The sequence below is a fragment of the Chryseobacterium formosense genome (assembly GCF_900116415.1).
GTDB lineage: Bacteria > Bacteroidota > Bacteroidia > Flavobacteriales > Weeksellaceae > Chryseobacterium > Chryseobacterium formosense.
The window spans coordinates 194,266-216,381 of record NZ_FPAP01000004.1; the positions used below are offsets into that span (position 1 = coordinate 194,266).

17 protein-coding genes and 1 tRNA gene are annotated in these 22,116 nt (G+C 34.5%); 16 read left to right on the top strand and 2 right to left on the bottom strand.

Translation table 11 applies throughout. From position 1 onward, the window contains the following. Nucleotides 1-284 precede the first annotated feature (284 nt). The gene (locus BM371_RS16675; protein ID WP_034673072.1) at nucleotides 285-839 is read right to left on the bottom strand and encodes a thioredoxin family protein; all 555 of its coding nucleotides are present in this window, start codon (nucleotides 837-839) and stop codon (nucleotides 285-287) included. A 300-nt stretch (nucleotides 840-1,139) separates the two neighbouring features. Between BM371_RS16675 and BM371_RS16680 the strand changes: the two genes are divergently transcribed. The 4 genes from BM371_RS16680 (at nucleotide 1,140) to BM371_RS16695 (ending at nucleotide 8,257) form a co-directional block, all read left to right on the top strand. After that, on the top strand, nucleotides 1,140-1,736 hold the full coding sequence (locus BM371_RS16680; RefSeq protein ID WP_034673071.1) for a TetR/AcrR family transcriptional regulator: 597 nt from the start codon (nucleotides 1,140-1,142) through the stop codon (nucleotides 1,734-1,736). Between the two features lie 332 nt (nucleotides 1,737-2,068). Continuing rightward, nucleotides 2,069-3,229: an efflux RND transporter periplasmic adaptor subunit gene (locus BM371_RS16685; protein WP_034673070.1), complete on the top strand. Its 1,161-nt coding sequence runs from the start codon at nucleotides 2,069-2,071 to the stop codon at nucleotides 3,227-3,229. A gap of 132 nt (nucleotides 3,230-3,361) precedes the next feature. Beyond that, complete coding sequence (locus BM371_RS16690) at nucleotides 3,362-6,544, top strand: efflux RND transporter permease subunit (protein ID WP_034673069.1); 3,183 nt, start codon at nucleotides 3,362-3,364, stop codon at nucleotides 6,542-6,544. A gap of 300 nt (nucleotides 6,545-6,844) precedes the next feature. Then, nucleotides 6,845-8,257, top strand: coding sequence for an efflux transporter outer membrane subunit (locus BM371_RS16695; protein WP_034673067.1), 1,413 nt, complete (start codon nucleotides 6,845-6,847; stop codon nucleotides 8,255-8,257). Between the two features lie 235 nt (nucleotides 8,258-8,492). Here the strand turns inward: BM371_RS16695 and miaA are convergent, their stop codons facing one another. Next, nucleotides 8,493-9,413 (bottom strand): tRNA (adenosine(37)-N6)-dimethylallyltransferase MiaA, encoded by a 921-nt coding sequence (gene miaA, locus BM371_RS16700; protein ID WP_034673064.1) that lies wholly within the window; start codon nucleotides 9,411-9,413, stop codon nucleotides 8,493-8,495. Nucleotides 9,414-9,585: 172 nt separating this feature from the next. Between miaA and BM371_RS16705 the strand changes: the two genes are divergently transcribed. The 12 genes from BM371_RS16705 (at nucleotide 9,586) to BM371_RS16765 (ending at nucleotide 22,103) form a co-directional block, all read left to right on the top strand. After that, nucleotides 9,586-10,443: a YicC family protein gene (locus BM371_RS16705; RefSeq protein WP_034673062.1), complete on the top strand. Its 858-nt coding sequence runs from the start codon at nucleotides 9,586-9,588 to the stop codon at nucleotides 10,441-10,443. Between the two features lie 71 nt (nucleotides 10,444-10,514). Next, nucleotides 10,515-11,078, top strand: a complete 564-nt coding sequence (gmk, locus tag BM371_RS16710; RefSeq protein WP_034673061.1) for a guanylate kinase — start codon at nucleotides 10,515-10,517, stop codon at nucleotides 11,076-11,078. A gap of 96 nt (nucleotides 11,079-11,174) precedes the next feature. Next, entirely contained in the window at nucleotides 11,175-12,194 is a 1,020-nt protein-coding gene (nadA, locus tag BM371_RS16715; RefSeq protein WP_034676917.1) for a quinolinate synthase NadA, read from the top strand. Between the two features lie 297 nt (nucleotides 12,195-12,491). Then, nucleotides 12,492-14,942 (top strand): bifunctional aspartate kinase/homoserine dehydrogenase I, encoded by a 2,451-nt coding sequence (gene thrA / locus BM371_RS16725; RefSeq protein ID WP_034673058.1) that lies wholly within the window; start codon nucleotides 12,492-12,494, stop codon nucleotides 14,940-14,942. 11 nt (nucleotides 14,943-14,953) lie between these two features. Next, complete coding sequence (locus BM371_RS16730; RefSeq protein WP_034673057.1) at nucleotides 14,954-15,877, top strand: homoserine kinase; 924 nt, start codon at nucleotides 14,954-14,956, stop codon at nucleotides 15,875-15,877. A 12-nt stretch (nucleotides 15,878-15,889) separates the two neighbouring features. Then, nucleotides 15,890-17,197 carry a threonine synthase gene (thrC, locus tag BM371_RS16735; RefSeq protein ID WP_034673055.1) on the top strand — a complete coding sequence of 436 codons (1,308 nt, stop codon included), beginning with the start codon at nucleotides 15,890-15,892 and terminating at the stop codon, nucleotides 17,195-17,197. A 2-nt stretch (nucleotides 17,198-17,199) separates the two neighbouring features. Beyond that, nucleotides 17,200-17,583, top strand: a complete 384-nt coding sequence (folB, locus tag BM371_RS16740; protein ID WP_034673053.1) for a dihydroneopterin aldolase — start codon at nucleotides 17,200-17,202, stop codon at nucleotides 17,581-17,583. A gap of 27 nt (nucleotides 17,584-17,610) precedes the next feature. Beyond that, the gene (locus BM371_RS16745) at nucleotides 17,611-18,969 is read left to right on the top strand and encodes a DUF4403 family protein (protein ID WP_034673050.1); all 1,359 of its coding nucleotides are present in this window, start codon (nucleotides 17,611-17,613) and stop codon (nucleotides 18,967-18,969) included. A gap of 18 nt (nucleotides 18,970-18,987) precedes the next feature. Beyond that, nucleotides 18,988-19,485 carry an RDD family protein gene (locus tag BM371_RS16750; RefSeq protein WP_034673048.1) on the top strand — a complete coding sequence of 166 codons (498 nt, stop codon included), beginning with the start codon at nucleotides 18,988-18,990 and terminating at the stop codon, nucleotides 19,483-19,485. A 48-nt stretch (nucleotides 19,486-19,533) separates the two neighbouring features. Next, nucleotides 19,534-19,604, top strand: a tRNA-Cys gene (locus BM371_RS16755). 277 nt (nucleotides 19,605-19,881) lie between these two features. After that, on the top strand, nucleotides 19,882-20,415 hold the full coding sequence (locus BM371_RS16760) for a glycine zipper domain-containing protein (RefSeq protein WP_034673046.1): 534 nt from the start codon (nucleotides 19,882-19,884) through the stop codon (nucleotides 20,413-20,415). A gap of 53 nt (nucleotides 20,416-20,468) precedes the next feature. Next, entirely contained in the window at nucleotides 20,469-22,103 is a 1,635-nt protein-coding gene (locus BM371_RS16765; RefSeq protein WP_034673043.1) for an LIC_10190 family membrane protein, read from the top strand. Nucleotides 22,104-22,116 lie beyond the last annotated feature (13 nt).

Consider the following 22,116-nt stretch of genomic DNA (forward strand, 5'->3'; position numbering starts at 1 on the left):
ATTGAATCAACAAGTTGATTTGATGAAGCTAAACGTTCGCTTCGTGTAGCAAATTTATTTGCCTTTGCTCTACTTAAAATCAAACATAAAGTTATATAAATCTTTGCGTTTAAAATTTCCCAAAGATCAACGAATTTTACAGATGATTGCATATAAAAAATCTGCGCAATCTGCCAAATCCGCGAGAGAAAACAAAAAAGCCATTCCAAAGAACAGCTTAATATATTATATGAGATTGTGTTTCAAAAGCCATCAACCGACCACCCGCAACAATCAACCAAAAATTATTTCCACTTAATATTGCAACCCATACTCGGTCTTTGAATTTCCTCTTGTGGCTCACCCAACAAAAGATTTTCAAAAGCAATAATTAAATCCTCACCCGTTACATCTTTGTTATTTCCAGGTCTTGAATCGTCCATTTGCCCTCTGTAGACAAGATCCAGTTTTTCATCAAAGAAAAAGAAATCCGGTGTACAAGCAGCATCATACGCTTTAGCAATCGCTTGGCTTTCATCATATAAATAAGGAAAATCAAAATTTCTTTCGATCTGGAATTCAATCATTTTTTCAGGAGAATCTGCCGGATACTTTTCTACGTTATTCGAGTTTATTGCAATAAATTCAATCCCTCTTTCATTATAATCTTCATATAATTCGTTTAACTTATCAATCACATGAAGAACGAACGGACAATGGTTGCACATAAAGATCACCAATGTACCTTTTTCTCCTTTCAGATCGTCCAATGACTGAACTTCATTAGTTTTTGAAGGGTTCGGAAGTTCAAAAAAAGGAGCTTTTGTACCTAAATCGATCATATTAGAAGGAGTATTCATAACTTTTTTATTTGTGCACAAAGATAGAGATTTTCTTCATTATATAGGTTAGAAGCTTGAAGGTGAATGTTTGAAGTTTTGTTATTTTCGTAAGAAAAATAATATCCAATTGAATTAGACTATGTGAAATATTAATTTTTACAATAATTTTAAAATAACTTTCGAAACAGCTATTATTACAGCATTTTCAACGATTCAAAAACAAGCCTAAATTAATTCTTAAAGTAAAATACAAAAAATTTTTTGGAAGATATATTCAAAAGTTTGTAGTTTTGCTAACACTGTTAGTAATAAAAAATCATGGGTCTACATGAACGTCGACAAAGAGAAAAAGAAAATATACGCACCAGTATTTTGGATGCGGCTTTCTCTTTGGCAAAAACCGAAGGGTGGGCTTCACTTTCCATGAGAAAAATTGCCGATGCTATTGAGTACAGCGCACCGGTAGTTTACGATCATTTTGAAAACAAAGAGGCTATTTTATACGAGATCTCGTTGAATGGTTTCCATTGTTTACACATAGAATTGTTGAAAGCTCAGAGAGAACACGACAATCCGGAAGATCAATTAAAGGCTATTGTGGATGCTTATTGGAAATTTGCATTCAAAAACAAAGAGTATTACCAATTGATGTTTGGCTTGGGAATGCAATGTAGCGGAAAAGGAATGATGAAAGAAGAATTTTCTTCGTTTCAGGATATGCTTTACGATTGCACGTATGAAATTATAATGAAAAAAGGATCAAATCCCGACAATGCCTGTCACTCGTCACATGCTTTATTTTCGGCGGTACACGGATTGATCTCGATCATGATGATGCGTAACGATGATATTCCTTCTACGATGAATAAAACGACTTTGGATGAAACAGTTTCTGCTTTCATTAAGTCTTTGTAAATTTTTTTTGAATTAAAAATTAACACCGTTAGGAATATTAACGCTTAATAATATGAAACTATTAACAAATTTAGAAATCATGTAGAATTACGAGAAAATTAATGGTCATTTTTTTTATCGCACCAATTAACACTGTTAGTAAAAATAACGCCACATTATACTTAAATCAAGAGCAAAAACTTCAATTATGAAAACAACGATTTAACATCTAAGATTACGAATTCTGTAATTTTTTTTAAACTTAAAATTAACACTGTTAGTAAAAATAACAGAATTCAAATTAAAAAACATTATTATTTTATTTAACACTTCATTAAAAAACTTAAACTAAAATGAAAATATTTGGAAAAATAAGGTTCATTGTACTTATATCAAGTATTATCCTCCTACAAAACTGTACAAAAGCAGCCGAAGGATCTAACGCAGCACCACCTGCTCCTGAACTTCCTGTGTATACTGTAATTTCATCTCCCGCGACCACATACCAGGAATTTCCGACTGCTTTGGAAGGAAAAAATAATGTGGAAATCCGTTCGCAGGTTGACGGTTATTTAGATAGAATTTATGTGGAAGAAGGCGCTTATGTAAGAGCCGGACAGCCTCTATTTAAGATAGATTCAAGAGCTTACGGAGAGCAGATGAATATGGCAAATGCCAATTTACAGGTTGCCAATGCCAATATTCAGAAAGCAAAGGTAGAGGTTGACAGACTTGAACCTCTTGTAGCTGCAAAAGTAGTTTCTGATGTACAATTAAGAACAGCAAAAGCAAATTATGCAGCAGCTGTTGCAGCCGCTTCACAGGCAAAAGCGTCTGTTGGCGGAGCAAGAATTAACGTCGGGTTTACAACGATTACAGCTCCGGTAAGTGGATATATCGGAAGAATTCCTTACAAAAAAGGAAGCCTGATTTCAAGAACAGACCCGAATCCATTGACATTATTGTCAGACATCAGTGAAATTTACGCCTATTTCTCTTTAAGTGAACTGGATTTTATTGGTTTTCAAAATAAATATCCCGGAGCAACTTTAGAAGAAAAACTTAAAAATATGCCGATGGTTGAATTGGTCATTGCAGACAACAGTGTTTATTCTGAAAAAGGAAAAATGAGTATTGTTGACGGACAATTTGATAAAACTACCGGAGCAATCAGCGTTCGAGCAGTTTTCCCAAATACCAATGGAACATTGAGAACCGGAAATACAGGACGTGTTCGTATGCCACAGTTAATGTCTAATGCCTTGATCATTCCACAGGAATCTACATTTGAAATTCAGGACAAAACTTATGTTTATGTCGTCGGAAAAGACCAAAAAGTAACCAGCAAACCCATTACAATTTCTGGTAAAACTGATAACTATTACTTTATTTCCGAAGGTGTAAAACCCGGAGAAAAAATAGTATATGTAGGATTGGGAAGCTTAAAAGACGGTGTTTCTATCAAAGCAAAACCAATTTCTTCTGATAGCTTACTGAAAGCAAAACCGTTGTAAATCCGCTTTTTGCTTCTCGCTTCTCGCTTTTTGCATTCAAATGCAATATTGAAAAATTAATAATTCAGATGCATTATTTCTTGCCAGTGGCCAAAAGCTAATTGCTATAAGCAACTTAAAATTAAACTTCTTATGTTAAAACAATTTATAGAAAGACCGGTACTTTCAACGGTCATTTCCATCATACTTTTATTATTGGGAGCACTGTCTCTCTTTAATTTACCGATTGCCCTCTTTCCCGATATTGCGCCACCGAGTGTTCAGGTAACGGCATTCTATCCGGGAGCGAATGCGGAAGTTGTCGCTCGTTCAGTAGCGACACCTATTGAAGAAGCCGTGAATGGAGTTGAAAACATGACGTATATGACTTCGAATTCCAGTAACGACGGAACGATGACCTTAAGTGTATTTTTCAAACAGGGATCCGATGCAGATAATGCAGCGGTAAATGTTCAGAACAGAGTTTCCAAAGCGATGAGCCAGCTTCCTCAGGAGGTTGTTCAGGCGGGAATTTCCACGCAGAAAGTTCAGAACAGTATGATTATGTTTATGGGATTGTCGAGTAACGACCCGAAACAATACGATGAACTTTTCCTTCAAAATTATTTGAAAATCAACGTCATTCCTCAAATTCAACGTATTCCGGGAGTTGCTCAGGCACAGGTTTTCGGAACGAGAGATTATTCGATGAGACTTTGGCTGAAACCAGACAGACTAGCTGCGAACGGACTTTCGCCTCAGGAAGTCTTGAATGCGGTGAAAGACCACAATTTAGAAGCTGCTCCAGGACGTCTTGGACAAGGTAGCAAGGAAACTTATGAATATATTTTAAAATATAAAGGTAAATTAAACAAAAACGAAGACTATGAAAACATTGCCATCAAAGCCAATAGCGACGGTTCGTTCCTGAGACTGAAAGATGTGGCAAGAGTAGAATTCGGTTCTTATACCTATACCGCAGCTAACAGAATGGATGGTAAACCTGTTGCCGGATTTGCCATCCTTCAAACAGCAGGCTCCAATGCCAACGAAATTTTAACAGATATTGAAAAACAGATTGAACAGATGAAAACTACGCTTCCAAAAGGAGTTGAGCCCATCATCATGTACAATTCTAAAGATTTCTTAGATGCATCCATTCATCAGGTTGTTGAAACATTAGTTATTGCATTTATTCTGGTATTTATTGTAGTGTATATTTTCCTTCAGGATTTCAGGTCTACATTAATTCCTGCGATTGCCGTACCGGTTGCAATTGTTGGTACCTTCTTCTTCCTTCAATTGTTTGGATTCAGTATTAATATGTTGACTTTGTTCGCATTGGTTCTTGCCATCGGTATTGTAGTGGATGATGCCATTGTGGTTGTAGAAGCTGTCCACTCAAAAATGGAACGAACAGGAATGCCGGTTGAACAAGCTACGATGAGCTCGATGAGTGAAATTTCGGGTGCGATTATTTCGATTACTTTGGTGATGTGTGCTGTATTTATTCCGGTTGGTTTCATGCAGGGTCCTGCAGGAGTTTTCTACAGACAGTTTGCGTTTACATTGGCGATTGCGATTTTAATTTCGGCGGTTAACGCATTGACTTTAAGTCCAGCCTTATGTGCTATGTTTTTAAATGATCCTCAAGGAGAACACGGTGAACATGGAAAGAAAAAAGGTTTTGGAGCAAGATTTTTCAACGCTTTCAATGCGAGCTTTGATAATATGACCAAAAAATACATCTACAGCCTTAAATTTTTAATTAAAAATAAATGGGTTGCAGTTGGAGGTTTAGCCATTTTGATTGCCGGAAGTGTTTTCTTGATTAATAAAGCACCTTCAGGATTTATTCCGACCGAAGATCAGGGATTTGTTTTGTATGCTGTGAACACGCCTCCGGGAAGTTCATTAGACAGAACCAATAAAGCTACTGAGCAAATTGATAAAATTATCAACGGGGAAAAAGCTAAAAACCACCTTTGGGTAGCCGACGGTATGAACTTTATCAGCAACTCAAACGCGTCTCCTTATGCTGCTGGTTTCCTTAAACTAAAAGATTACGATCAGCGTGGCGATGTGAAAGACCCAGACCAGATTGCAGCGGCATTAACAGGAAAAGTAGCGCAGGTAAAAGATGCGAATGCATTCTTCTTCAATTTCCCTACCGTTCAGGGATTTGGTAACGTTTCCGGTTTTGAATTTATGCTTCAGGATAAAACCAACGGTACTTTTGAGCAATTGGGAACAACCACTCAGGCATTCATCGGAGAATTGATGAAACGTCCGGAAATTGCTTTTGCTTTTACAACCTATGCAGCCGGAAACCCACAATTTACGATTGATGTCGATTCAGATAAAGCCAATCAGCTAGGAGTTTCAATTACTGAATTGATGCAGACGATGCAGATTTATTACGGAAGTAGCTTCGTTTCAGATTTCAACAGATTCGGAAAATACTATAGAGTAATGGCTCAGGCGGATATTCCTTACCGTAGTGATGCCAATTCACTGGAAGGGATTTATGTTAAAAATAAATCGGGCGAAATGGTTCCTGTAAAAACTTTGGTGACTTTAAAAAGAACCTTCGGACCTGAAACGGTTACAAGAAATAACTTATTCAACGCCGTAACGATTAACGGGACTCCAAAACCTGGCTACAGTACAGGAGATGCCATTAAAGCCGTTGAAGAAGTTGCCGAAAAATCACTTCCAAGAGGTTTCGGATATGAATGGACCGGAATTACCCGTGAAGAAATCAAAACAAGCGGACAAACCACTTTCATCTTTGCCTTAAGTATTCTGTTTGTGTATTTCTTATTGGCAGCTCAATATGAAAGTTATATTCTTCCGTTTGCGGTTATTCTAACGATTCCAACCGGGATTTTCGGAGTATTTGCTTTTACAGGTTTAGCAGGAATTGATAACAACATTTATGTTCAGGTCGGATTAATCATGCTCGTCGGATTGCTCGCCAAAAATGCCATTCTGATTGTGGAATTTGCCGTTCAGCGGAGAAATGCGGGAAGATCATTGTTAGAATCAGCGCTTCAGGCTTCAAGATTACGTTTAAGACCAATTTTGATGACTTCATTTGCATTTATCGTAGGTATGTTGCCATTGGTCTGGACGCAGGGTGCAGCTGCAAAAGGTAATCACTCCATCGGAATCAGTACCGTTGGTGGAATGTTTACCGGTGTTGTCTTCGGGATTTTCATTATTCCGGTAATGTTTGTGATCTTCCAGTATCTACATGAAAAAATGCCAAGCAGAAAAAAGAAAAGACTTCAAAGACAAAAATTGGAGGAAGATCTTTTAGCAACAGCTCATTAATAAAAAATGATTGACAAAACTTTGAGAAATTTAATTTAACCACAAAAGTCACAAAAGATTTTACACTTAAATTATTTGAAGTTTAAAGGTTTGAAAATAAAAGGACACATAAGTCTTTTTCAAATCAAGATTTAAAATAATCATCTGTGAAAATCCGTGAAATCTGTGGGAAATAAAAAATAGAGAAGAAACTATTCAAACTAATATCATAAAAAGCAAAGCCTATCTCCTACTAAAGACTTTTTTGCTTATTATTTTCTCAAAGTTTTGCAATCAATTGAAAACAATAAACATCATCATATGAAAAGAGTAAAAAATATAATCATCGCTTTCGGAATTGCATTAGGAGCGGTTTCCTGCGTGCCAAAATTGGCATATGAGGAGACAAAACCCGAGCTTCCCGAAACATTTAAATATACCGCAACTGCGGACACAGCAAGTGTTGCCAATCTTGAATGGAAACAATTTTTCAGTGACCCGATGCTGCAAAATTTAATCGAAAAGGGAATTAAAAACAATTACGATTTACAAATTGCTTTAAAACAGGTTGCCTCATCGCAGGAGAAACTAAAACAGGCAAAATATCTTCAATATCCTGATGTTGGTTTCGGCGTTTCTGCACAGATTTCAAAACCTTCAAAAAACAGCATGAACGGACAGAGTTTAAATTTATTTTTAGGACAGAGTCATGTTGAAGATTATAATGCAGCCTTCAACCTTTCTTGGGAAGCTGATATTTGGGGTAAGATTAAAAATCAGCAGGAAGTTTCAAAAATGCAGTATCTTCAGACTTACGAAGCGACAAAAGCCATTCAGACACAGGTTGTTGCAGCGATTGCACAAGGATATTATAATTTATTGATGCTTGACAAACAGTTGCAAATTGCAAAATCGAATTTAGATTTGAGCACCAATACCCTTTCTTTAACTGAAAAGTTATGGAAAAGTGGTGACACAACTTCTTTGGGAGTTCAGCAGGCAACCGCTCAAAAGCAGTCTACAGAATTGTTGATTACCCAGTTGGAACAGAATATTGCCATTCAGGAAAATGCATTGAGTATTTTAATCGGTGAAAACCCAAACAAAGTTGACAGAACGATTGAAATGTCTGATACTTCTTTGCCACAGGATATTTCAGCGGGACTTCCTGCTGCGATGGTAAGCCGTCGTCCGGATGTTCGTCAGCAGGAACTGGTATTGTTGGAATCTAATTCAATCGTGGGAATTGCTCAGGCAAATATGTATCCTTCATTAAAAATTACAGCAAACGGTGGTGTGAATTCATTTAAAGTTGATAATTGGTTTTCAATTCCGGCATCATTGTTCGGATCTGTTTTAGGTGGAATTACGCAGCCAATTTTTCAGAAAAGACAGTTGAAAACGGATTTAAATGTTGCTAAAATCCAGAGAGAGAAAAATGTATTGGCGTTCCGTCAATCTGTTTTAAATGCTGTGGGTGAAGTCTCTGATGCTTTGGTTTCAAATGAGAGCTTAAAAGTTCAGGAACAAAAAGCAACCGAACAGGTAGCAACCTTAAAAGACGGAATTAAAAGTGCCGAAATGCTTTACAAAGGCGGAATGGCAAATTATTTAGAAGTGATTACAGCTCAGGGAAATTCTCTGCAGGCAGAACTGAATCTTGCGTCCGTAAAAAGACAGAGATTAAGCAGCATTGTAGATTTGTACCGAGCTTTAGGTGGCGGTTGGAAGTAGTAAATTTAATTATATTGTTAATGGAATGCGGTCTCTCGGGGCTGCATTTTTTCTATGTTGGAAAATCGCAAAGGCGCAAAGATTTTAGAATAAAATACTGTTTTTAAGGCGCAAGAAAATCAAAGATTTTCAGCAAAGTCAACGTATTACAATTTTATTGAAGATAAAATCCTTGCGTCTTAAAGCATTAAGAAAAAATTATTTCTTTGCGCCTTTGCGTTTTCCAACAATTAAACTATTCCAAAGTATGCTCATTAATATACTCAATCAACCCATCAAAATCCTCTTGAGAATATCCCAGCTGCAAATAATGAATATCATCCGCTTTTCGATACCAGGTCAATTGACGTTTTGCATATCTTCGGCTGTTTTTCTTGATTTCAGAAACTGCGAAATCCAAGTCCCATTCACCATCAAAATATTTGAATAATTCTGAATAACCAACCGTATTCAAAGCCGTTAAATGTTTAAATTTTTCTAAACCTTTTGCCTCTTCCAGCAAACCTTTCTCCATCATCATATCCACTCTCCTGTTGATTCTGTCGTATAGTTCTTCTCTTGCAGCTTCAATTCCGATTCGGATAGTATTAAAATTCCTGGAATCTTGTGAAACCGCAATTTGTTCAGAATATTTTTTATTCGTCTGCCAAATTACGTCGATGGCACGCAAAAGCCTTCTGTGATTATGAAAATCAACTAATGCAAAATATTCAGGGTCTAATTCTTTTAAAATCTCCTGAAGTTTTTCAATTCCTTCTTTTTCGAAAATTTCATGTAATTTTTTCTGATTGTTTTCATCAGCTTCTGGCAAATCATTCAACCCTTCAATCACTGCTTTTTCATACATCATGCTTCCACCCACCAAAATGACGGTATCGTATTTTTCAAACAGTTCATCGAGTTTTTTTAAAGCATCTTCCTCGTATTGCCCGATTGAATAATAATCTTCAACAGAAAGATTTCCGATAAAATGATGAGTTGCTTCTGCCAATTCTTCTGCAGAAGGTGCTGCTGTACCAATTTCCATTCCTCTAAAAAACTGTCGGGAATCACAGGAAATAATTTCCGTATTAAAATACTTAGCCAAATCAATTGCTAATCTCGTTTTACCGATTCCGGTAGGCCCTACAACAGAAATTAAATTTTTCTTTTTCACGACGCAAATTTACAAAAAGGAGTTTATTTAATTGGCTGGAAGATGGAAGCCTGAAGATGAAAGTTAAAATTGGAGGTTCATTTATATCCAAGATAGTCTTCCCGCTTCCAGCCTTACTACTTTAGCCAAACTATAGACTTAAATGTTTATCTTTGTACGACAATAAAAAACTATGATTTTATCAATGACCGGCTTCGGTAGAGCCGAAGGTGTTTTTGAGGGTAAAAAAGTTACAATCGACATCAAATCTCTGAACTCAAAGAGCTTTGATCTAAACATTAAAGTACCTTTACGATATAAAGAAAAAGAATTCGAAATTAGAAAAATTCTGAATGACAGAATTATCCGTGGAAAAGTAGATTGTTACATCAACCTGGAAAATCTTGAAGAAACCAACGATGTAAAAATCAACAGAAGTTTAATCGATTCTTACATGTCTGAGCTTAAAAATATTGCTTCAGACGGCCCAGATTTCGAATATCTGAAAATGGCGGTAAGACTTCCGGATGCCATCACTTCAAGACCTGATGAATTGGGAGAAGGAGAATGGGAAGCTTTAGCAAAAATCGTTAACGAAGCAACAGATAAGTTCCTAGAATTCAGAAAAACAGAAGGAAAAATCCTTCATGAAGAGTTAGAACGAAACATCAAAAATATTGACCAATACCTGTCTGAGGTTTTACCTTTCGAAGAAGTGAGAATCAATGCTGTAAAAGAACGTTATCAGAAAACTTTGAAAGAATTTGAGAATGTGGATGAAACAAGATTCTATCAGGAAATGGCGTATTTTACAGAAAAATTAGATATTTCAGAGGAAAAAGTAAGGCTTGCCCAACATTTGAAATATTATTCTGAAGTAATGGATAATGAAGATTTCAACGGAAAAAAACTAGGTTTTATCTCTCAGGAAATCGGAAGAGAAATCAATACTTTAGGTTCAAAAGCCAATCATGCAGAAATTCAGAAATTGGTCGTGATGATGAAGGATGATTTGGAGAAAATTAAAGAGCAAACGTTAAACGTTTTGTAAGAATCAAGTAAAAAGAGCCAAGTGAAAAGTAAACGCTTAGTCAATCAATCATCATTTATCTCTTATCATTTATGAATAAGGTTATCATATTTTCAGCGCCTTCAGGAAGCGGAAAAACTACATTAGTAAAGCATTCTTTGGAGGTTTTTAATGAATTGCAGTTCTCGATTTCTTGCACAACGAGACAACCGAGAGGTACTGAAATTCATGCTGTAGATTATCATTTTATTTCGCCTGATGAATTCAGACAGAAAATTGCTGAAGATGCTTTTGTGGAATTTGAGGAAGTTTACACCGACAAATATTACGGAACCTTAAAATCTGAGGTCGAAAAGATCTGGAATCAGGGAAAAGTTGTTATTTTTGATGTAGACGTAAAAGGCGGAATTTCATTAAAAAAATATTTTGGGGAAAAAGCACTGTCGATTTTCATCGAACCACCTTCGATTGCCGAGTTGGAACGAAGATTGATTTCAAGAAATACCGATGATGCCGAAACCATAAAAACCCGTGTAGCAAAAGCCGAAGAAGAGCTTACCTACGCTATTGAATTTGATAAAATCGTGATTAATTCCGATTTGAACGAAGCAAAATTAGAAATAGAAAGTTTAATAAAGAATTTTATCAAAAGTTAGATGACGGAAGATGGAAGATGGATGTTTTAATACAACCATTTAAAGTTGTTTTCATTAAATTTAGTTTCTGATAGAACAAAAAACCTTGAGGCTGAAATGAGCACCGAAACATTAGAAAAAGCCAAATCTACACTTCCTGTGAAAGGATTTTTAGATATAAAAGACATCGATATTCCGCAAGGAGAAGAATTGGTAAAAGCTATTCTTCAACTTAAAGAAGAAAAAAATGCCGTTATTCTTGCACATTATTATCAACCCGGAGAAATTCAGGATATTGCCGATTTTCTTGGAGATTCTTTACAATTAGCAAGACAGGCAAAAGAAACCAACGCCGATATGATTGTATTCTGCGGAGTACATTTCATGGCGGAAGCTGCAAAAATTTTAAATCCGACCAAAAAAGTAGTCCTACCCGATACCATGGCGGGATGCTCTTTAGCAGACGGATGCAGCGGTGAGGGTCTTAGAAAAATGCGTGAACAGCATCCAAATGCTTTAATCGCAACCTATATTAACTGTAATGCAGAAACAAAAGCAGAAAGCGATATTATCGTGACCAGCTCCAATGCTGAAACAGTAATCGAAGCACTCCCGACAGACCGACCAATCATTTTTGCACCGGATAAAAACCTGGGAAGATATTTATCACAGAAAACAGGTCGTGATATGATTCTTTGGGACGGAAGCTGCATTGTGCACGAAGCTTTCTCCATGGAAAGAATCGCAAAACAATTGGCAGACAATCCGGATGCTAAATTAATTGCACACCCAGAAAGTGAAGAAGCAGTTTTAAAGCTTGCTCATTTTATAGGATCTACTTCTGCCCTTCTTAATTTTGTAGAAAAAGATGATTGCCAGAAGTTCATTATCGCTACAGAAGAAGGAATTCTTCACGAAATGAGAAAACGTGCCCCGCATAAAGAATTGATTCCAGCTTTGGTTTTTGATGAAAGCTGCAACTGCTCGGAATGTTTTTATATGAAACGAAATACAATGGAAAAACTGTATTTATGTATGAAATATGAACTTCCTGAGATTATCATCGAAGAAGAACTTCGACTGAGAGCATTAAAGCCCATTGAAGCAATGCTTGACCTTTCGAAAAGTATTAAATAAATTGAAAAGCGGGTTTTTACTCGCTTTTTAGCTTTCCATATAATAAATTAAGAAAATTTAATCTTGTTTTTCCAAAAAAATTTGTACTTTTGATAAGTAACAATGACTTTTCTAAGAAACATATCTGAAATTTCTACTCCGATTTTCTCTATTTCGGAAGTATATTTTGTTTCTGTTACAACTACAACAACTACGACTACCCCATAACGGGGTAAATTTTCACATATCATTATACGCTTATGTACTCTTTTTTTAAAGAGTAAAAATTTCAATTTTCTATAACTTAAAAAATTAATAATGAAAGTTTTAAAATTTGGCGGAACTTCAGTCGCAAATTCACAAAATATATTGCTGGTCGAAAATATTATAAAAAAAGATGCATCTCAAAACAAAATCATAGCCGTAGTTTCAGCACTTCATGGTGTTACAGATCAGCTAATCAAAGCATCTGAATTAGCATCTGAAAATGATCAAAATTATCTTCATATTATTAAAGACCTTGAAGAGCAACATTTACTTCTCGTTAAAGAATTAATCCCTGTTTTAGAGCAAAGCCCGTGGTTGAGCTTTATAAAAAAGCATTTCAATGACATTGAAGATATCTGCAACGGAATTTTTGTCTTGGGAGAATTTACAAATAGAATTAAAGATAAAATTACATCTTATGGTGAATTTCTTTCTTCAAATATTATCAGTGCAAGATTAAAATCTGCAGGATTGGATGCCATTTGGATGAATTCGGCTGATATTATTGTTACAAACAGCAATTTCACCAATGCCAAAGTTGACTTCGAAAAAACAGAAAAAAATCTCAATCAATTTTTTGATGAAAATAAACATCAGATTATTATTGCACCCGGTTTTATTGCAAAAGATAAAAAAGGCAATCCGACAACATTAGGTAGAGGCGGCTCAGATTTTACGGCTTCTATTATTGCATCCGTTTTGAATGCTGAAGAACTACAAATCTGGACAGATGTAAGCGGAATGATGACTTCCGATCCGCGGCTGGTTTCAAATGCAAAACCTATTACAGAAATTTCTTATTCTGAAGCGATGGAACTTTCCCATTTCGGAGCAAAAGTTTTATATCCTCCTACAATTCAACCTGTAATGATTAAAAATATTAACCTTAGGATTAAAAACACTTTTGATGCCGAAGCTGAAGGAACATTAATTTTTCATAACCTGAAAAATGCAGATTCAGAAAATAAACAAATTGCTGTCGGGATTTCCAACATGAATAATATTGCGTTATTGACTTTAGAAGGTAGTGGAATGATAGGAGTTCCAGGAGTTTCTGCGAAATTATTTCAATGTTTAAGCAATGAAAAAATTAATGTTATTCTGATCACTCAAAGCTCATCCGAGCATTCTATCTCCGTTGCGATCAGTGAAAAAGATATTCATAATGCAGAAAGTACTATTAATCTCGCTTTCGAAGATGATTTAAAATTAAAAAGGATTGAGCCTGTACAAATTGAAAAAAACCTTTCAATTGTTGCTTTAGTAGGCGAAAATATGAAAAGCCGAAGCGGTGTAAGTGCTAAAATGTTTGGCTGTCTCGGAAACAATGGAATCAATATTCGGGCAATTGCGCAAGGTTCTTCAGAAAAAAACATCAGTATTGTCATTTCAGAAAAAGACATCAAAAAAGCAGTGAACGTTTTGCATGAAGAATTTTTTGAATCTGAAATCAAGCAAATCCATCTTTACATCTGTGGAATAGGAAACGTAGGGTTGAAACTGATTCAGCAAATCTATGATCAAAACGAATATCTTAAAGAGAATCTTTTAATTAACTTAAGAATTGCAGGAGTTTCTAATAGTCGTAAAATGATTTTCTCAGAAAAAGGAATATCACAAGATCAATTAATTAATTTTAATCAAAATGGAGAAGAATCTTCGGCTAAGAAATTTGCGGAAGAAATCATTTCAAGCAATTTGAGAAATTCGGTTTTTGTAGATGTAACAGCTAGTGCAGAAATCCCGAATATTTATGAAAAACTATTAAAAAAGAGCGTGAATATTGTTGCTTGTAATAAAATTGCTGCCTCTTCCGATTTTGAACGTTATACGTCATTAAAATCTATTGCCAGAAATCACAATTGTAAGTTTTTCTTTGAAACCAATGTAGGCGCAGGACTTCCGATTATCGGAACAATTAATGATTTAATAAGAAGTGGTGATAAAATAATTTCCATTCAGGCAGTTTTAAGCGGAACATTAAATTTCGTTTTCAACAACTATGATGGAAGCAAACTGTTTTCTGAGATCGTAGCTCAAGCTCAAAAAGAAGGTTTTACTGAACCAGACCCAAGATTAGATTTAGCGGGAACAGATGTTGCCCGAAAAATACTGATCCTGGCAAGAGAATCGGGATATTCTATTGAATTTAATGAAATTGAAAACGAAAGTTTTCTTCCTGAAGAATGTATGAAAGGAAATGTTGAAGATTTTTACAGGTCACTTACAAAATATGAAAGTCATTTTAAAAATATACTTGAAAAAGCAAAAAATAATGGTAAAATTTTAAAATATGTTGCCGAATTTAAAGGCGGAAAAGCAAAAGTAGGATTACAGCATATTGCTCCTGAAAGTGATCTCTTTCATTTGTATGGAAAAGATAATATTGTCATTTTCAAAACTTTAAGATATTCTGAACAACCATTGGTCGTAAAAGGCGCAGGAGCCGGTGCTGAAGTTACTGCAAGTGGAGTTTTTGCTGATATTATTCGTTCTGTTTAAAATTTAAAATTATGAAAAAAGTTAAATTAAAAGTTCCGGCAACTGTTGCCAATCTCGTTTGTGGATTTGATATTCTTGGAATGGCAATTCATGAACCTTACGATGAGATGGAATTGAAAATATTAGAGAGCCCGGAAATCATTATAAAGCACAAAGATCATTTTGATTTACCCGAAGAGCCATCAAAAAATGTTGCAGGTGTTGTATTGTTAAAAATTCAGGAGCGTTTAAACTTGAAAAAAGGTTTTGAAGTTATCATCCATAAGAATATAAAACCGGGAAGCGGATTAGGTTCAAGTGCTGCAAGTGCAGCAGGAGCAGTAATGGGAGCAAATATTTTATTAGGAAATATTTTCACTAAAGAAGAACTTGTTCATTTTGCAATGTTTGGTGAAGAATTGGCTTCAGGGGTAAAACACGCCGATAATATTGCACCTTGCATTTTTGGCGGAATAACTTTAGTAAAATCATCAAATCCCGTTGATATTGTTCCGTTGAATTCGCCGGATTTATTCGTAACAGCTGTTCATCCGCAAGTTGAAGTAAAAACTTCTGACGCAAGACAGATTTTGAAGAAAAATATTCTTTTGAAAGATGCAATTGAACAATGGGGAAATATTGCCGGATTGGTCGCAGGGATTCAAAAAAATGACTTTGCGCTTATTGGAAGAAGTCTAAATGATGTAATTGTTGAGCCTATACGCAGTATTTTAATTCCAAAATTTGATGAAATCAAAGAAAAAAGCTTGAATATCGGAGCTTTAGGTGGAGGAATTTCAGGTTCGGGACCATCAATCTTTATGTTATCCGAAAAAGAAGAAACAGCAAAAAACATTGCTCAATTGATGAAATCAATTTATGATGAAATGGAGATCGAAAGTTTCGTGTATGTTTCAAAGATAAATCCATCAGGAATTAAAATCATTGAAGATTAAAAATTAAAGCGAATGAAATATTACAATTTAAAAGATAAAAACGAAGTTGTAGATTTTAAAACAGCTACAATAAAAGGACAAGGAAAAGAAAAAGGTCTGTTTTACCCACAATTTCTTCCTCAATTTGATAATGATTTTATTGAAAATTTAAATCAATATTCTAATGAAGAAATTGCTTTTCTATGTATGAAAGATTTTGTGGGTGAAGAAATTCCGTCTGAAATTTTAAAAGATATTGTTTCGGAAACCATCAACTTTGAAATTCCTTTGAAAAAAATTAATGAAAATATTTATTCTTTAGAACTTTTTCATGGTCCTACTTTAGCCTTTAAAGATATCGGCGCAAAATTCATGAGTCAATGCCTATCCTATTTTTTGAAAGATAAAAATAAAAAAGTTACGGTTTTGGTTGCAACTTCAGGAGATACTGGAGGTGCAGTTGCCAATGGTTTTTATGATGTCGAAAATATTAATGTTGTTATACTTTATCCAAAAAATCGTGTGAGTAGCATTCAGGAAAAGCAATTAACAGCTCTTGGTAAAAATATTTCTGCACTTGAAGTGGATGGAAGTTTTGATGATTGTCAACAACTTGTAAAACAAGCCTTTTCGGATAAAGAAATTAATTCAAAAATATTTTTAACTTCTGCAAATTCTATTAATGTTGCAAGATGGCTTCCTCAACAAATTTACTATTTGCTAGCTTTAAAACAATGGCAAAAATTGGAAAGTCAGAAACCTATAATTTGTGTTCCGAGTGGAAATTTCGGTAATATCTGTGCAGGACTTCTTGCTCATTTCAGAGGACTTTCTGCAGAGCATTTTATAGCTGCCTGTAACGAAAATGATGTCATTCCGAATTATTTAAAGAATGAAAAATTTGAAGTGAAAGATACTGTAGCAACACTTTCCAATGCAATGGATGTAGGTAGTCCGAGTAATTTTGTAAGAATTTTAGAACTTTTCGAAAATCAATTTAATGAATTAAAAAATAAAATTTCGGGTTATTCTATTAATGATAAAGAAACTTTACAAACTATTACCAAAGTCTATGAAAAATATGGCTATGTTCTTGAGCCTCACAGCGCAGTTGCTTATTTCGCCCTGGAAAAATATTTGAAAGACAATCCTGAAAAAAAAGGATTTATTCTGAGTACCGCTCATCCTGTAAAATTTCCTGATGCTGTGGAAAAAGCCATCAATTTAAAAATTAAACTTCCTGAAACATTAGACGAATTAATGAAAAAAGATAAAAAAAGCACGGAAATAAAACCCTATTTAAAAGAATTAAAACGATTTTTGCTTAATCAAAATAAATAAACATGAGCAAAATATATCTTGAAGACGTAAAAATCTATGCTTATCACGGTGTTTTACCCGAAGAAAATATCATTGGAACTTATTATATCTTAAATGTAGAAATCCACACTGATCTTTGGAATGCCGCTGAATCTGACGATTTGAACGACACCATCAGTTATGCAGAAATTAACAATATTATTCACAACGAAATGAAAATCAACTCTAAACTTCTGGAGCACGTTGCAGGAAGAATTATTGCTAAAATTCATGACAGTTTTGAACAGATTTCTTATATCAAATTGAAGATCACCAAAACCAGTCCGCCCATGAAAGGCGAAATGAAAGGCGCCAGTATCGAACTTGAAAAAAGTTTTTTGTTGGGTGGTTCAGCAGAAAATAACTAATTTCACTTTTCAAAATAAAACATTCAGGTGAGAATTTTAAGTTTTCTTTTCGTACTTCTTTCGTTTAATATTTTTGCTCAAACCGAAAATAATCAGGCAGTTTACAGTTTTCCGAAAATAAAATCGAGCATCACGATGCCGGTAACGATTCCGTTGTCGGAAATCAGCAATATGGTAAATTCATCGGTGAAAGATCTTATTTTTCAGGATGATTCTTATACCGATAACGATAATGATCAGTTTAAGGTAAAAGTCTGGAAAACCCGTCCGATACGATTGGTAGGAGATGCCAATCAAAATATTTTCATTGAAGTTCCCTTAAAAATCTGGGCAGAAAAAGGAATCGGCACGCTTGGCATTTATACTTATCAGGAAACGACTTTTGAAACGGTTATGTATTTTAAAACCGCTTTAAGCTTTAAAAATAACTGGTCTGTAAGTACTTTTACGCAGCCAATGGGTTTTAAGTGGGTGACAAAACCTGTACTGGATTACGGCAAAATAAAAATTCCGATTACTTCGCTTGTAGAATCAAGCTTGAAAGACCAGCAATATAAATTCTGCAAAACCATTGACGAACAAATGGCTGCACAACTGAATTTTCAGCAATACGCCGTTTTAGCCTGGAATGCATTCTCACAACCATGCAATATTTCGGAAGAGTACAATACTTGGTTGAAAGTAACTCCCATTAATGTTAATATTACTCCTTTAAAGTTCTATGGAAATCAAATCGATACCAATATAGGAATTGATATTTTTTCGGAAACTTTTACAGGAACGAAACCCGAAGCTTCACAACCTGTAAAAACGGTTATGAACTTCAATTTCATTCCGCTTCTTGCTGATAAATTTCTTTTACAAACTACAGCAAATATTCCTTTTTCGGAAGCGACAAATATTGCAAAAAAGACATTTTTAAATAAAGAATTTGACATCAGAGATTCTAAAGTGAGAATTACCGACATTAAAGTTTATGGGGAAGCAGACCGCATCATGATAGAAGCCGACACGGAAGGTTATGTGAACGGAACTGCTTTTATTTCGGGAATTCCTGTGTATGATGAAACAAAGAAAAAAATTGTTCTTTCGGATACAAAGTTTAAGCTAAAAACATCCAACCTCCTTCAAAAATTGGCAACTTCCCTTTTCAAAGGCAAAATTGTAAAGATGATTGAAGATGAATACGGAATTCCGACAAACGAACTGGAAACCTCTTCTAAAAAAAGCATCGAAGAAGCTTTTAATAAAGAATATTACAAAGGCTTAAAAATTAGTGGAAAAGTATTTAATTTAAAACCATCAAGAATACTTTTAAATGATTTAGGAATTACCGCAGTCATTGACATCAATGCCAATCTAAAACTAACCCTGAAAGGATTGTAATAAAAACTAAACATAACCATGAGAAAATATTTACAAATTGTCGACAGACACAAAGCGTCTTTAGGCACAAGATTCGTCAATAACTTAATAGACACCATAATTTTGATGATTATTCATATTATTTTAGGGATTCTGTCTACTATAATTTACAACCTTACTTTTAATAACTTTTTTTTCTTCTTTAATAATGGTGGCTTCATCTGGGATGTATTTGTAGGTGCAGTGGTTGCTGTTATCTATTTTTTCCTTTGGGAATATTACACCGACGGAAAAACGCCCGGTAAGTATGTTACGGGTACAAAAGTAATCAGCATAGACGGAATGAGACCAACAAGTAAACAATATCTTTCACGAAGTCTTTATAGAGTCATTCCGTTTGAAGCATTTACATTTTTCGGCTCTGAAGGATGGCATGATGGGATGACAGACACCAGAGTGATTAATTATAAAAATTATGAGACTGAAAGACAGACCAAAAGCGAGATCGACAACATCGGAGTTAAAGAAATTGCCTGAAAAATTTGGAGAAAATATAAATTTGAGTATATTTGCACCACTCTAAACGGTGCTTTGGCCGAGCGGCTAGGCAGTGGTCTGCAACACCATCTACAGCGGTTCGAATCCGCTAGGCACCTCGAAAATCCCTATTCTGAAAGTTTAGGGATTTTTTATTTTATACAATATAAGATCTTTTTAGAAAGATTTCAATCTAAAATATTCAAATTATAAATATCATCTGTTAAATACAAGTATTCCCTTATCATAAGATGTAAAATTCATTTAGTATAATATTTATTTAACATAATTTTAAATTTTAACAATCCTTTAACTAAAACTTGGCTTCATAATTGGAATGGGTTAAATATAAAAAGCCTCGCAGCTTAATAATTAATAAATAGAAAAATTTGAGTTATGAAAAATATAGTTTTAGCAGGTTTAATTTCAGTTTTTACACTGAGTGCCTGTAAGAAGGATGACAATAAAGTTGCCGAGAAAACTTTAGAACAACAAAAAATGGAATTTCAAGTGAGACAGCTTGAAATAGAGAAACAAAAACTGGCTATTGAAAGAGAAAGATTTGCATACGAAACACAGAAAAAAGCCGATAGCATTGCAGAAGTTGAAAAAGCAAAAACCGCAGCTGCTGCAAAACCGCAGGTAATTAAAGAAACGAAAACAATTTATAGAGATGCCCCTTCTTCAGGTAGCGGTGGTTCTTCTTCAGGAGGAAGCTCTTCACAAGGTACGACCGCTCAGAAAAAAGGAATCAGTGAAGCAGCTAAAGGTACTGCGATCGGTGTAGTGAGTGGTGCTGCTTTAGGCGCAATTGTAAATAAGAAAAACCGTGGCGGTGGTGCCGTTGTAGGTGGTATTATCGGTGGTGCGACAGGATATACTTTAGGTAGAGCACAAGACAGAAAAAGCGGTCGAGTACAGCCTAAATAATTAAATATTTTCAAAAACATGAAAGATTGCTTATTTTTAGGCAATCTTTTTTTATGCTGTTAATATTATTTTCTTCGTTTTTAATCATTTCAACCTTTATGGGTTGGGGAAAATTGTTTGAAAAATTTATAGGAGAAAACTTAAATGGTATTTCGGGGAAAATTCTATCCGGAATCTTTTTATTGGGACTGATTTTTACAATTGTTTCGTTCTTTATTCCACTCAATTTATATATTGAAATACCTGCAATTTTGATCGGGTTATTCTTCTTTTTTAAAGAAAACCTTTACTTAGGATTTTATAAAATTTCAAGAAAATATTTTGTTGTTTTGGGAGTTTTAACTGCGGTTATTTTGTTTTGCGGATCTTTTTACCCTTTTATTTTAGATCATTTCGGATATTATGTTCCGTCGATCAAATGGCTTACAGAATATGGTTTGGTGAAAGGAATTTCTAATCTCGATCTGATTTTAGGACAAATGTCGGCTTGGCATATTTTACAGGCCGGATTCAGTAATTTTTCGGATCCGATTCTCAAACTTAATGCTGTACTGCTGATTATTTATGTATTATACATCATTGAAAACAAAAGCTGGCTTCAGTTGATTTTTGTTCCGGTTTTATTAATTTTTGCACAATCTCCAAGTCCGGATTTACCGGTCATTACTTTTTCTCTCATTATTTTAAATGAAATTTTATCCGGGAACAAAAACCTTTCATTCTTATTTGCATTTTCAGTTTTTACATTTGCTATAAAACCTACCATTATCTGGCTGCCAATTTTCATTCTCCTCTACTCTGTTTTCATCTCTAAATTTGATTATAAAAAATTTATTTTCGGTTCGTTCGTATTTCTACTCTTTACGTTAAAAAACATCTGGATATTCGGGTATCCATTTTTTCCTATTGCTGTTTTCGACTTGGGAATTTCATGGAAAGCCAATCCCGAAATGTTAAGAGCATCCTCAGAATTCGCCAAGGTAAAAATGTATGATGAACAATACACGTATGAAGAAATTTTAAAATTCTCATGGTTTGAGCATATCAAAAACTGGTTATTTTTAAAAGGAATCAAATCCATAATCAATATTTTATTTGTTGTAAGTTTAATGGGATTTATCATATTTTCTCTCATTAAAAGAAATAAAATCGTCAGTTTAATTTGTATTTCTATTTTAATTAAAAGTGTTCTAATCCTACTTTTTTCTGCGCAATACCGATTTTTCATCGATGTTTTTTTTGTGATGTTTTTTGTTATCTTTTTTAAACATTTAAATACAAAAAAATCGTTTCAGATTTCCTCATTTTTAATTTGTGCTGTAGTTGGATTGTTCTCTTTTCCAAATCTTATTCAGAAATTTGTACCAAGCTTTAATGTAGGAAGATTTATGACTCAGTTTGAAAAAAAACAGCTTTTAAAACCATCAAATTACGAATACAATCAATACAAATCTTATCAAGTCGGAGATCTGAACTTCAACGTTTCAAAACACTATCCTTTTAACTTTGATACACCAACGCCTGCCATTTCAGAAAGCTATGTTTTAGATTATCAAAAATTAGGAATATTTCCACAGCCAATTGATAAAAATGATTTAAAAAAAGGTTTCATCTGGAAAAAGCTTAATGCTAAAGAGAAAAAAGAATTGCATAAAACCATTGAAATCATCAAAAAGAACTATCAATAAAGCCATTACCTAA

Bases quoted from the DNA above. Each gene is read 5' to 3' on its own strand.
- BM371_RS16675 (WP_034673072.1), bottom strand. From the start codon at position 839: ATGAATACTCCTTCTAATATGATCGATTTAGGTACAAAAGCTCCTTTT.
- BM371_RS16680 (WP_034673071.1), top strand. From the start codon at position 1,140: ATGGGTCTACATGAACGTCGACAAAGAGAAAAAGAAAATATACGCACC.
- BM371_RS16685 (WP_034673070.1), top strand. From the start codon at position 2,069: ATGAAAATATTTGGAAAAATAAGGTTCATTGTACTTATATCAAGTATT.
- BM371_RS16690 (WP_034673069.1), top strand. From the start codon at position 3,362: ATGTTAAAACAATTTATAGAAAGACCGGTACTTTCAACGGTCATTTCC.
- BM371_RS16695 (WP_034673067.1), top strand. From the start codon at position 6,845: ATGAAAAGAGTAAAAAATATAATCATCGCTTTCGGAATTGCATTAGGA.
- BM371_RS16705 (WP_034673062.1), top strand. From the start codon at position 9,586: ATGATTTTATCAATGACCGGCTTCGGTAGAGCCGAAGGTGTTTTTGAG.
- gmk (WP_034673061.1), top strand. From the start codon at position 10,515: ATGAATAAGGTTATCATATTTTCAGCGCCTTCAGGAAGCGGAAAAACT.
- nadA (WP_034676917.1), top strand. From the start codon at position 11,175: ATGAGCACCGAAACATTAGAAAAAGCCAAATCTACACTTCCTGTGAAA.
- thrA (WP_034673058.1), top strand. From the start codon at position 12,492: ATGAAAGTTTTAAAATTTGGCGGAACTTCAGTCGCAAATTCACAAAAT.
- BM371_RS16730 (WP_034673057.1), top strand. From the start codon at position 14,954: ATGAAAAAAGTTAAATTAAAAGTTCCGGCAACTGTTGCCAATCTCGTT.
- thrC (WP_034673055.1), top strand. From the start codon at position 15,890: ATGAAATATTACAATTTAAAAGATAAAAACGAAGTTGTAGATTTTAAA.
- folB (WP_034673053.1), top strand. From the start codon at position 17,200: ATGAGCAAAATATATCTTGAAGACGTAAAAATCTATGCTTATCACGGT.
- BM371_RS16750 (WP_034673048.1), top strand. From the start codon at position 18,988: ATGAGAAAATATTTACAAATTGTCGACAGACACAAAGCGTCTTTAGGC.
- BM371_RS16760 (WP_034673046.1), top strand. From the start codon at position 19,882: ATGAAAAATATAGTTTTAGCAGGTTTAATTTCAGTTTTTACACTGAGT.
- BM371_RS16765 (WP_034673043.1), top strand. From the start codon at position 20,469: ATGCTGTTAATATTATTTTCTTCGTTTTTAATCATTTCAACCTTTATG.